Origin of the sequence: Acinetobacter sp., from assembly GCF_049284435.1 — a bacterium.
Taxonomy (GTDB): domain Bacteria; phylum Pseudomonadota; class Gammaproteobacteria; order Pseudomonadales; family Moraxellaceae; genus Acinetobacter.
On the sequence record NZ_JBAPXX010000115.1, the window covers coordinates 1 to 11,490 of the forward strand.

Below are 11,490 nucleotides of genomic sequence, written 5' to 3' on the forward strand. Positions count from 1 at the left end.
ATGTTAAATTGAAGAGCATGCTCTTCAATTTAACGCAAAGCTCGGAAATTGTGTAGATACCTATGCCCATAAGAGAGGGAGCTTTAATATCTATAACTCAATGATAGTCCTCCCTCCTTTTGGGAGGGAGTTAGAGGGAGGGTTTACAAATGAATAAATGTTCTAACGAACCTCAAACTCTGCTTCAGCCGGATCGAATCGCCAGGTACGAATCACCCGTAGTTCGGAAATTTCTTTCATTTTACTGTCGAAAGCACCAAATGGTGCTGCCTTACGTACGGAAGATTTAGCCGCTTCATCCAGCATGGCATGTCCTGAACTGTCAATCAGCCGAATGGCACGAATCCCGCCATTCTGATTCAGGATCACCATCAAACGCACTTCACCTGCCAGATTCTGCTGCTTGGCTGCTTCCGGATAGTAGCGGTTCCCATAAAATTCCACTTTTTCACGGAACTTTTCCAGATATGCGGCCGAAACATCCTGCTTGGACTGAATACCATCTACAGTCTTAATTTTTTGCTGACGACTGAAATTTTGCTGACGCTGTAAATATTGCGCTTCCAGACTGGCGACCATGGCCGCTTTGGCCTGAAACTGGCTCTGTAATTGCTCCTGCATTTTTTTACGCTGATTTTCTTCCGCCTGCTTTTGCCAGCTTAAGGTGGTCATCAGGACTTTTTCTTCAAAACTGAGTTCCTGTTGCTGTTGCAGCATATCCAGACTTTCTTGCAGTTCTTCGCCTGCATGTTGCTCCATTAACGGCGATGGCATATCACTCGACATGCGATGCGCCTCTCTAAACTGGCCGGAACCCTGCTGGTCCGTTTGAGCCAGAAAATCGGCATGCTCAATTTTTTCATCAGTCTGTCGCAAACTGACTGCGATTTCTTTGGTACTAGTATCCCGATCTTGTGGCATCCCAAATTCCAGGGTCAGCACGATCAAATGCAGAATGCCTGCGGCAAGCACCGCACTGCTAAACACTGGATCTTTCCACCAAGTTCTGACCAGAGGCATGAGTATCATCGTTTTTTCACATTCGCCAAAACTCAATACTGAGTTCAGTTCCCCAAAAAAAAGTATTTGAAAGCTTAAAAATAAACGGATTCGTCATTTATCTTTTTAAAATGCCAAATCCATCAAATCTTCAACGTTACATAACTAAAACTATAAAAATGGTGCTATTTATTTTGCTAAACTTCAAGCATGAACGCTTGTATTTTTCATACAATTCGACAAGATACACCCCAAGTCAAAAATAAAGTTGCCAGGACGCTTCAGTATGCAAACGCTAATTGCCAATATTTCCAACCGAATCCGCCAAGTGTATCAGAGGGCGGAAGGATTTATTGAAGATGAGCGTGAATTTCTCTTATCGCAAGTTTTCCTGAATGCAACCTTTCAGCGCTTTGTCACAGACAATGTCGATGCATTGAAAGACTTACATGCAGATTTGCATGAAGACTGGCTGCGTCTCTACGCAACACTGGATTATAAAGGTCTGAATGTCACTTTGTCGGTAGATTTAAAACTGGTACAGATGGAACTGAATAAAACCACCCAGTTGATCGTTTTCGAGCAAATTAGTGATACCCAACTGATTGAAGCCAAATATCCGAATATGCTGTATAAACTTGGCGTGCGTTTCGGCCTGTTCTTCTATCAACGTGTCTTGAATAAAGATCCTTTAGGGATGATCCTGGAAAAACTGGGTGTGATTAAAGTCATTGATGACTTGCTCTATCTGGATTTAAATCGCTGGTTAGGCAAAAGCCGATCGGTCATTGATACTTTGGGTAAAGTTCATGTAAATCATGCAGTGCTGCGGGAAGCCGAACTGATGGTAATTGGCAACGTCAATCTTGCAGCCCTGTTTAGAAAACTTTCCCAAGATCAGGAAGATAACTGGGATGAAGACGAGATGGATGACAACCGGGTCACCCCCATCAAACAGAAAGATCCTTGTTAAATCATGCCGAACGTAGTTTTTGAAAAAAATTTCCATAAAACTACATGAAATATACATTTTTGGCAGAAATATCCCTTCAATTTCCATATTTTGCCCAAATAATAAAGGGTGCAATAAGTGATATGTTTTGCCCGTTGAATCAATATAGGAAAATAACTGATGGCGAAGACTGTATTCAAAACTTTAGTGATGACCACGGGTCTGAGCAGCGCGATACTGTTCACTGGTATTTCTAGCCAGGCTTTTGCCATGACTCCTTTCCAGGCCAGTTATCAATTTAGCTATAATGGCAAGAACATGGGTTCTGCAACGCGGACTTTAAGTAAATCTGGCAATAACTGGACTTATGTCTTTGCTGCAAAAGCCGGGGGTATTGCCTCTGCAACCGAAACCAGCCGCTTTACTTTTAATAATGGCAAGATCGGCTCAAGCAGTTTCAGTCGCAGCAGTAAAGTGCTGGTGCATAACAACACCATGAGTATTAATTTCAATCCTTCCAGCAAAAGCATCAGTACCAAGAAAGACGATGAAAAACGTTCTTTTGCCTGGAGAGCAGATGTTCTGGATGAGTTGAATGCGGAATTGCAGATCCGTGAAGATTTAAAAAATTCCGGCCTGAAAGCAAATTACTTTATCGCTGATGCCAAAGAAGTCGAAGGCCGTAAGTTTGTCAAACAGGGTTCAGAGAGTATAAGTACCAAATACGGATCCTTTAATACCATCAAGGTTGTGATGAAGCATAGCAAGCCAGGCCGTGAGACCATCTTCTGGTTGGCGCCAAAACTTGACTATCTTCCAGTCAAAGTTTCGCATGTCGACAAGAAAACCTCCTATGGTTTGCTGTTAACTGACTATAAAGGTGCAAGCAACTAAGTTTTTGGCGAATTTCACTTGATTTTTTCCGGGTGCTTTTTACAATACGCTTTTGCTTGAAAAAGCACCTGCTCTTGAGGATTCTCCCGTGCATGCACTAGAACAGAAAATCTTGGCCGAAGGCATCGTTCTCTCTGAAGAAGTTTTGAAAGTAGATTCTTTCTTAAACCATCAGATTGATCCAGTCATGATGCAACTGATTGGTCAAGAATTTGCGCGTCTGTTTAAGGATGCTGGTATTACCAAAATTATTACGATTGAAGCATCAGGTATCGCACCTGCAGTAATGGCAGGTCTAGAGCTTGGCGTACCTGTGATCTTTGCACGTAAATACCAGTCTCTCACCCTGAAAGATGATTTATATCGCTCTAAAGTCTTTTCATTTACCAAACAGACTGAAAGCACGATCGCGATTTCAAATAAACACATCAGTTCAACCGATAAGGTTTTAGTGATCGATGATTTCCTAGCCAATGGTCAAGCCGCTTTAGGTCTTGCAGACCTGATTCACCAGGCAAATGCAGAAGTAGTCGGTATTGGCATTGTGATTGAAAAATCATTCCAGCCAGGTCGTGACCTGCTGCTTGAAAAAGGCTACCGTGTGGAATCACTGGCACGCGTCAAGTCTTTGACAAATGGCACAGTTGAATTTGTTCGCGACTAAGCTCGCCAATGAATTTTAAAAGAGCGCTGATGCGCTCTTTTTTTATTGCGTTTTTCTGATGATATAAATTGAAAATATTTAAAGCTCGACTATTGCTTAGCCTAATTTCTTATTTATTCTTCCAGATTTGATCCTAGATAAATGGCTTACTTTTAAGCGCCAAGCTATTCAATTTCTAGAATAGAGAGTGTCAAATAATAAGTACTTTTTTTATCCGATGAATAAACAACAATTTATATGGATGTTATTATAAAATAAAGAGGTCTAACTATCTGCCAATAGTTAGACCTGTGTTTCCTTCAAAAAAAAAGTTTATTTAACAGTCACAGTGATACTACCGCTATTCACAGCACCGATAGCGGTAGTTGTGATGCTGTTGTTAATAGCAGTTTGAGTTCCTTCTGAAATAGCACTTACAGATGCATCAATAGCACCCGCATTATAAGCAATGTTCGCTACACTATAATTGCTTAAAGTTTCATTGATTTCCTCACTATAGTCAGTACTTAGTGTTGAACTCATAATCTCTGAGATATCTGAACTATCCGAAGACTCTGATAGTTCCTCTAGAGTTTCAGAATTATTAACTGTACTCGTTACTTGACTGGAGTCGTAGTCATACGTTTCATCTGATATGTCTGATACCACCTTATTGTAGCTACCCTGTTCGATACTGATACTACCTGTATTCGCGGCGCCAATGGCAGTAGTTTCAATAGTCCCTTCAATTGAACTAATCGCATCTGGTACTTCTCTTACTGCTCCTGCAATTGCTTCTAAATCGACGCTTGCATCAACATCAGCAGTATTCACTGCAAGATTGAGTGCGGAACCATTTTCAACCTGCTGGGAAATAGATTCCAAAGTAGCTACCAAACCTGTATCTACGGTCACCTCCGTAGGTGTTTCACCATCTTGAGCATATGCCATACCTGCGCTAGACAGAAAGGCGACGGATAAAGCGATTGTTTTGATCGTGTTTTTCATCGTTGTTCTTCCTACTTTTGTTTTGAAGTACCTCTCGCTAAGTACTCCTTCTTATAATGGGAGCGAGCCCATTTTTAAATACTTTTAATCACGCTGCGTGCTAGACCAGTAATTTTCGACCACATCAGGATTGACCTCCCATAGCGTTGTGGTTTTTTCATCTTCTTTTTCTTTCTCAGCCTTTTCTTGAGTATCTTTTTCTTCATTCTTTTCATTTGAAGAAGGTGGACGCTGCTTTTGGCTGATATATTTAATCAAGTCCTGTTTACTCATTTCAGGCTCTGCTTCAGGGTTTTGAATCACCTCGGACTCTTTCTGTTTAGGCGGTTTTGTATCTTTACTCGGGGAGTTGGTTGACTTATTTTTTTCATTGGATGAGTCTGCTTGGCGTGAGACTGACTCCTGAACAGCACTGCTTGAAGCTGTACTATTTTGTTGCTGGTTTTTCTTGTATTTATGCAGCGCCACAGAACTGCGGGTTAAATTTAAACGGCCAAATTCAGGCGGTATTTCCGCACGGCAACTTTCAAATACGGCGGGTGGGACAACCTGACTCAGCAATTCAAAAGTGGCCAGATTCAACATTTGGCGCAAGGCAAAGTTAGTTGCCTCGCGTTCTCCTTTTCCAATCTGAATGTTCAAGAGTGTACGACCAGCGAATCTGCCTGCACTCAAGCCATAATCTTGTGCAGCAATTTGCTTCTGCAATGAAACATTGCCCACGACTTTACTGCTGCGAGTATCAGTCAAAGATAAATCCAGACCGACCATAATCCGGGTTTGACTATAATTCGGGCCGACACCCGCGATCTGCATGTCAAAACCACCACCCGGAATAAAATCCAGACTGTTAATACTGCCTGTCACATAATAATCAGAGGCCTGGATTTGTCTTGGATCACGAATGCCCCACTTGGCTTCGCTTTCAATAATCCGGGGATCACGCCGGTTCATTAAGCTTACCCCCGCCTGAAACAAGGCAGATTGCACCATATCTCCCGCACCTTGGGTCACCATTTTTCCACTACCACCATTGGTAACTACATCCTTACCGGTTTGATCCAGAATTGCCCCTACGGAGAAGCTCACATCACTACGTAATTGTCCTTTTAGGCAGGATAAAGCCATATCAAAAGGGGTAAAAATATCGGTAATTGGGGGGCCTTGTACCAGGCTAACTGGCTTCTTGTTTGAAGGTGCCAAGCCTGTGCAGCCTGTTAAAAAAGAACTGAAAAAGACGGTGACACTCACGAAAGATATATGTCTTCTGGTCAAGGAGAAATTCAGCATTGTGACTCTCCTGGTCTGTTACTCAAATTAAGACAGCGCTGAGGATTTTGGTTGGTATTTGAATTGACTGGTGCTTCATTCAACAATTCACTCGTAATATCAATATTGTTGTCTGTACCTTCTACATTGATATTGTTAGTCGGTGTATTTACCGTGCCGATGGAAGTGGTCGAGGTGCTATGAACGGTGGTTTTACCTAATCCAGAATAATAGTCGGACTCCTTAAGTTCGATCAGATTGGCTTGAACTAGATTCTCATTGGAACGGGCACTGGATGATTTCCAACGCTGAGTCCACTCATCAGAGGTGGCATAAGCGTTACTCAGAAAACATAAACATAATAAACCCAGATTGATAACTAATATTCTCATAATCTTAATATCCTCTGATTTAAGATATTTATTTAATTTTTCATTTAAGTAAGATTAAATTTATCTGAAAAATATTAAATCACATAAAATTATAAAATGTAAAATTTATCTCTATTCACATATTTTTTTGTTTTAGTTGAAAATATAAATTATTGTTTTTAATTAATTAATTAATATTTGTTTATTATTTGTGATTTGTAATAAATTATTATATAAAAGTTTTTTGAATATAAAATTCATATAAAAAACTTGATTAAGATAATATATTTTTTATATTGGCAATAATCAAAAATCTATCTAATAAAGATTAGAATTATTATGCTTTTTATATTTTAAAAACCGTAAATTTTTATTTTATTAGAACTTCTATTTAATAATGATAAATGTCACACTTTATTTAAAATATAATTAAGCAATCACAATGAAGGTTACTTATAAAGAAACGCCAATATTCAGGTGTATTTTGGCTGAAAAACTTAAATAGCCCCGATAAGAGCTTGTTTGCATATTTTTCTACTTCCCTTCCTTTTTCATCTCAACTCCAGAAATGGTCTTTCTAAGAGCACAATATTTAGAGTGATGAGAGAAGAACATTTTTAATAATCTTGAGATTTGCCATTTTCTTAAGACCGTTTGAGAATTGCTTGAATCAACTGAGAAGACATATACTTACAGCTGAAATACAATGTTTTAGCGTGAACTCAACTAGAATCAAGTCAGTATGCAATGCTCCTGATTTGAGTATTCAGAACTTAATACTATGTTGTCATATGTTATGAATAAGTGCTGATCAGGGCACAAATCCTATTCCCGATGAATCTAAAACAAGCACATCTCAATCCTTGATGGAACAATCTATGCAATGTCCTAAATGTGGCTCAGCTGATATCGAACAGCGCGATCATGAACAGAATTTAAAGAAAATTGGCGGCATTCTCATGAGTTCAGCGGGTGCAACTGCGGGGACTGTAGGTGGCGCTGCTTCTGGTGCATCGATTGGCGCTGCGATTGGTACAGTAGCCGGACCTTTAGGTGTAATTGTCGGCGGAACTGTAGGTACTTTTGTGGGTGCAATCAGTGTTGGAATTACCGGCGGTGTGGTCGGTAATTTTCTGGGGAAAAAAGCAGGGGTTTCTGTCAACCGTAATCTGTTCCAGGATTATCAATGTCTGAAATGCAAATACAGATTTAGTCAAAAAGATCAAAAAGATCAAAAAGATCAAAAAGATCAAAAAGATCAAAAAGAAGCCTAATAAAATTCAGGAAATGAAGTTCATCCTTCATTTCCTGTGAGTGTTTTCAGACTCGATTGAGTTTCAGTACCACTTCACCTAGACGCTTTCCTTGTACTTCACACAGAATTTTTTCATCCTGACTCAAGCCCTGATCATGCCGTGGTCCGCTGACATGACTAACACCATAAGGTGTACCACCAGTTTTGGTATTTGATAGTGCCGGTGTTGCGTTACTAAGCCCCATGATCATCATGCCATGATGAAACAACGGCGGCAGCATGGTCAGTAAGGTACTTTCCTGTCCGCCATGCATGGAACCTGATGCCGTAAACACGCAAGCCGGTTTACCGTGTAGCGCTCCATTCAGCCACAGACTCGTGGTCTGATCCCAAAAATATTTCATTTCAGAGGCCATATTGCCAAAACGGGTCGGTGAACCAAGCGCCAAGCCGGCACATTGCGCCAGATCGTCCAGAGTACAGTAGATATCCCCTTCTGCCGGAATACTGGGTTCAGCGACTTTTACCATGCTGGATATATTTGGAACTGTCCTGATTTTTACTGCCACGCCTGCCGCTTCAATTCCATTGGCAATCAGATGCGCCATTTCTTGGGTTGAGCCATATTTGCTGTAATATAAAACAAGGACATAAGGTTGCATCATGGTTCTTATTCATTACTTAAAAAAATAAAACTATACGATACTTTGCAAGTTTTTTGGTTAAGCTGATGATGAAAATTCATGATGATTAAAAAAATTGAGATTGGATGCAGATGATTGTTAAGTATTTAAAAAAATTACCTTTCTATGAAAAACACTGGTTTCAATTTGTTTTATTTGTACTTCGACGCTTTGAAGCAGACCGCTGTCGCGAACAGGCAGGTTCCCTGACCTACACGACCCTGTTTGCCGTAGTACCGATGCTGACGGTTTTTCTGGTAATTATTTCTTCAATTAAAGCGCTAGAACCTGCGCGGCAGCAATTGCAACAGCTAATTTACAGTAACTTTTTACCCAAAACTACCATTGCCTTTGATAAAGCTCTGAATGCCTTTACCGACAAATCCAGCAATCTCACCATCATTGGTATTCTGTTTTTATTTGTCACTACGGTATTGATGCTCAGCAGTATCGAAACGGTGTTTAACCGCATTTGGCGCGTGACTGAAACGCGGGGCGGAATTATGGGCTTTATGCGTTACTGGACCATTATTTCGCTGGGGCCGATTTTACTTGGCAGTGCATTTGTGATTTCCTCGACCTTGGCATCCATGAGCATTCTCAGCAATAACTTTGCCGGTTATGAGCTGGATGGCGCCTTTGTCCTCTGGGCGATTTCATTTTCTTTGACAGTACTCGGATTTTTCATTTTGAACTGGACCATCCCGAATCGCAGTGTACCGCTTAAATCTGCCTTTATTGCCGGTCTGTTTAGTGCCGTGGTGTTTGAGCTACTGAAAAACCTGTTTGGCTATATCATGTCAAACTTCACCAGTTATGAAATCGTCTATGGCGCCTTCGCCGCAGTGCCAATTTTCCTGCTCTGGATTTATCTGTCGTGGATTATTGTGTTAATAGGGGTAGAGATCAGTTATGCCCTGACGGCGTTTGAATCTGGGCAGGACAATAAACGCCATCCGATCGTCATGCTTCTTGATCTGTTAGAACTCTTTTATAAAAAGCAAAAAACTGGTGAAAGCATCAGTGAAGCTCAAGCACTAGAAGTCTTAGGCCGAGATGAAATTGGCCGCTGGCCGAGCTATGTCGCCATGTTTGAAAAGCAGAATCTGATCAAACGCACCGATGAGAATGAATATGTGCTGGTTCGTGATCTGGATCAAGTTAGCTTCTGGAATTTTTATCTGCAATTGCCCTATCCACTGCCACGCAAAAACCATCTCACCAATGCCCAGACTGATGATATCTGGATGCAAAAGTTTTCGCCTAAATTACAGGAAACTGATCAATATCTGGAAGAAAAACTCAGTTTCCCCCTGTCCGAACTGTTCCGACATAAATAAAAAAATCCTCTCGCTTGAGAGGATTTTTTAAATATTATAGGTGGATTTCCAGCAAACAATCGCACCCACGCTTACCAAGGCTGTCCCGATCCAGAAACTGAGTTCGGGCCTGACATCCAGAATCAGCATGGACATGATTGAAGAAAGAATCGGCATAAAGTAAGTGGCTAAAATCAGCACCTTGATATTGCCGAACTGCATGCTCTGATTCCAGTTACTATAGGCGATACCAATCAGACTGCCCACCACTGCAATTCCCAGCCATAGCTTGAATGAGGGTATGATAAAAGGTTCATTTAATCCTAAATGTAAGAGCCATAAGCTGATTACAGCGACCAAAAAGAAAATCGGTACGCCATTTTGTCCGCGGCCATAGGTTCTGGTCAGAACGCAATAGCAAGGCCATAACAAAGCGCCGAGAAAAGCAAAGCCATAGGCCCAAGGATTTTCAGCTAAAACCTGTATAAACTTCGGCAGATTGATAATTTCCGGATTGACCACCAGCATCAGTCCCATCACGGCGAGCAGAAAGCCGGGAATCACCCAGAGGTGTGCCTGTAATTGCCGGGCAAAAATCGAAAAGACAATCATCAAGGGTGGCCATAGATAATTAATCATAGCGATGAGCATTACCTGTTCACGATTATCCGACCATGCCACAGCAACCAGAAATAGAATCTCATAAGCCACAAATAAAGCCCCACAACCGAGCAGATAACGCTTGGACATTTGCGTGATTTTTGGGAAACCGGTAAATACCAGAATCGCCAGACTGCTAAAACTATAAATTAAAGCAATCCCCTGCACTGCACTGGTGGATTCAGTAATCAGTTTCACTACGGCGACCAGACTGGCCCAGGTTAGAATAGAAGACAGACCAATCCAGGTCGCTAAATTTACAGACCAGATTTTCATGCTTGCTCTTGAATACTTTTATTGATATTCGGTTTTTTCAGCCATCCCTGCAAACTCACTAGAATCACGTCCAGCATGACCATACAGGTGCCGATAATAAAATTGATTTCGATATGTTCATCCAGAATCAGTACGCCGAACAGCATGCCGAATACAGGGGTCAAAAAGGAAAACACCCCAAGCCGCGATGCCAGATAATGTTTCAGCATCCAGAACCAGATCAGATAACTGGCAAAGGAAATCACCACAGTATGGAAAACCAGACTGGAAATAGACAACACCGTCCATTGAATAGCTGCTTGCCCAGTCAGAACAGCCAGAGGCAATAACAGGATTCCACCCATCAATAATTGATAGAATAAAGTCTGGGTTGCAGGTGCTTCAGCCAGCCGGCTCAGACGTACACTGACTGTAGTGGCTGCCCAGAATACGCCGCCAAGCAAAGCCAGAAAATCTCCCCACAAGGCATCAGTCTGTAGATCTGATCCCGTTTGTGGACGTAACAGAAAGCTGACTACAATTCCGCTAAAGGCGAGAAATATTCCGCCCCATTGCACAGCAGACAAACGCTCTGCCGGCAATTTCCAATGCAAACCCAAAGCCACAAAAATCGGTGCGGTATAGAGTAAAACAATGGTATGTGAGGCTGAGGTATAACGCAGTGCCTCACCAATCAGATAAAACTCGGTTGCAAACAACACACCGACCAGCAATCCTGCAGGTAAATAGCGTGCATTCCAGAGTTGACGGCGCACGCTTTGCTGAATCAAGGGATAAACCATCAGCGCAGACAAGGCTGAACGCAAGGCAATTTGCATCAGGGATGAAATATCACTGGCGGCCCATTTCAATACCACCTGTTGTAAACCCCACAACATACACAATACAAACATGATGGCAGATGCTTTAGCATCTAACGCCTGACGCTGGCTCACATACGGTCCTGTTGCTCATTTAGAAAGTACACTATAAAAGTGTCAGAAATAAAAGATATACTTCAAAACAGACAAATGATGGTGTTATTCAGGCAATTTCAGTGATGCATAAAAAAATCCAAGCAGATTCAGCTTCGCTCAAGCAACTTCCGACCCATGATCTGATTAAGGCACCTCTATGGCTCAGCCATAGGTATCTACACAATTTCCGAGCTTTGCGTTAAAT

The 11,490-nt window shown here is 41.5% G+C and carries 12 protein-coding genes; 5 read left to right on the forward strand and 7 right to left on the reverse strand.

What is annotated here, in order from left to right; genetic code table 11:
- Positions 1–162: 162 nt before the first annotated feature.
- On the reverse strand, positions 163–1,020 hold the full coding sequence (locus WAK81_RS10040) for an energy transducer TonB (RefSeq protein WP_017397977.1): 858 nt from the start codon (positions 1,018–1,020) through the stop codon (positions 163–165).
- Between the two features lie 265 nt (positions 1,021–1,285).
- Between WAK81_RS10040 and WAK81_RS10045 the strand changes: the two genes are divergently transcribed.
- From WAK81_RS10045 to WAK81_RS10055, 3 genes are all read left to right on the forward strand, one after another.
- Positions 1,286–1,972 (forward strand): hypothetical protein, encoded by a 687-nt coding sequence (locus WAK81_RS10045; RefSeq protein WP_422196695.1) that lies wholly within the window; start codon positions 1,286–1,288, stop codon positions 1,970–1,972.
- Between the two features lie 159 nt (positions 1,973–2,131).
- Entirely contained in the window at positions 2,132–2,845 is a 714-nt protein-coding gene (locus tag WAK81_RS10050; protein WP_422196696.1) for a DUF3108 domain-containing protein, read from the forward strand.
- An 88-nt stretch (positions 2,846–2,933) separates the two neighbouring features.
- Positions 2,934–3,509: a xanthine phosphoribosyltransferase gene (locus tag WAK81_RS10055; protein WP_004732222.1), complete on the forward strand. Its 576-nt coding sequence runs from the start codon at positions 2,934–2,936 to the stop codon at positions 3,507–3,509.
- Between the two features lie 312 nt (positions 3,510–3,821).
- Here the strand turns inward: WAK81_RS10055 and WAK81_RS10060 are convergent, their stop codons facing one another.
- From WAK81_RS10060 to WAK81_RS10070, 3 genes are all read right to left on the reverse strand, one after another.
- Positions 3,822–4,496: a hypothetical protein gene (locus WAK81_RS10060; protein ID WP_422196697.1), complete on the reverse strand. Its 675-nt coding sequence runs from the start codon at positions 4,494–4,496 to the stop codon at positions 3,822–3,824.
- An 84-nt stretch (positions 4,497–4,580) separates the two neighbouring features.
- Positions 4,581–5,786, reverse strand: coding sequence for a CsgG/HfaB family protein (locus WAK81_RS10065; protein WP_422196698.1), 1,206 nt, complete (start codon positions 5,784–5,786; stop codon positions 4,581–4,583).
- Positions 5,780–6,157 (reverse strand): hypothetical protein, encoded by a 378-nt coding sequence (locus WAK81_RS10070; protein ID WP_071850845.1) that lies wholly within the window; start codon positions 6,155–6,157, stop codon positions 5,780–5,782. The genes WAK81_RS10065 and WAK81_RS10070 overlap by 7 nt, the downstream gene beginning before the upstream one ends.
- 857 nt (positions 6,158–7,014) lie before the next feature.
- Between WAK81_RS10070 and WAK81_RS10075 the strand changes: the two genes are divergently transcribed.
- Positions 7,015–7,410: a hypothetical protein gene (locus WAK81_RS10075; RefSeq protein ID WP_422196699.1), complete on the forward strand. Its 396-nt coding sequence runs from the start codon at positions 7,015–7,017 to the stop codon at positions 7,408–7,410.
- 46 nt (positions 7,411–7,456) lie between these two features.
- Here the strand turns inward: WAK81_RS10075 and wrbA are convergent, their stop codons facing one another.
- The gene (gene wrbA / locus WAK81_RS10080; RefSeq protein WP_422196702.1) at positions 7,457–8,053 is read right to left on the reverse strand and encodes an NAD(P)H:quinone oxidoreductase; all 597 of its coding nucleotides are present in this window, start codon (positions 8,051–8,053) and stop codon (positions 7,457–7,459) included.
- A gap of 113 nt (positions 8,054–8,166) precedes the next feature.
- On the opposite strand from wrbA, the gene WAK81_RS10085 reads away from it, so the two are divergent.
- A complete protein-coding gene (locus WAK81_RS10085) occupies positions 8,167–9,414 on the forward strand; it encodes a YihY family inner membrane protein (protein WP_422196703.1) in 1,248 nt (415 codons plus the stop codon).
- A gap of 27 nt (positions 9,415–9,441) precedes the next feature.
- Here WAK81_RS10085 and yddG read toward each other — a convergent pair whose 3' ends face one another.
- Both yddG and WAK81_RS10095 read right to left on the reverse strand, forming a co-directional pair.
- Entirely contained in the window at positions 9,442–10,329 is an 888-nt protein-coding gene (yddG, locus tag WAK81_RS10090; protein ID WP_422196700.1) for an aromatic amino acid DMT transporter YddG, read from the reverse strand.
- Complete coding sequence (locus WAK81_RS10095) at positions 10,326–11,264, reverse strand: DMT family transporter (protein WP_422196701.1); 939 nt, start codon at positions 11,262–11,264, stop codon at positions 10,326–10,328. The genes yddG and WAK81_RS10095 overlap by 4 nt, the downstream gene beginning before the upstream one ends.
- Between the last annotated feature and the right edge of the window lie 226 nt (positions 11,265–11,490).

Coding starts and splice junctions, on each gene's coding strand:
- WAK81_RS10040 (WP_017397977.1), bottom strand. CDS start 1,020: ATGCCTCTGGTCAGAACTTGGTGGAAAGATCCAGTGTTTAGCAGTGCG.
- WAK81_RS10045 (WP_422196695.1), top strand. CDS start 1,286: ATGCAAACGCTAATTGCCAATATTTCCAACCGAATCCGCCAAGTGTAT.
- WAK81_RS10050 (WP_422196696.1), top strand. CDS start 2,132: ATGGCGAAGACTGTATTCAAAACTTTAGTGATGACCACGGGTCTGAGC.
- WAK81_RS10060 (WP_422196697.1), bottom strand. CDS start 4,496: ATGAAAAACACGATCAAAACAATCGCTTTATCCGTCGCCTTTCTGTCT.
- WAK81_RS10065 (WP_422196698.1), bottom strand. CDS start 5,786: ATGCTGAATTTCTCCTTGACCAGAAGACATATATCTTTCGTGAGTGTC.
- WAK81_RS10070 (WP_071850845.1), bottom strand. CDS start 6,157: ATGAGAATATTAGTTATCAATCTGGGTTTATTATGTTTATGTTTTCTG.
- WAK81_RS10075 (WP_422196699.1), top strand. CDS start 7,015: ATGCAATGTCCTAAATGTGGCTCAGCTGATATCGAACAGCGCGATCAT.
- wrbA (WP_422196702.1), bottom strand. CDS start 8,053: ATGCAACCTTATGTCCTTGTTTTATATTACAGCAAATATGGCTCAACC.
- WAK81_RS10085 (WP_422196703.1), top strand. CDS start 8,167: ATGATTGTTAAGTATTTAAAAAAATTACCTTTCTATGAAAAACACTGG.
- yddG (WP_422196700.1), bottom strand. CDS start 10,329: ATGAAAATCTGGTCTGTAAATTTAGCGACCTGGATTGGTCTGTCTTCT.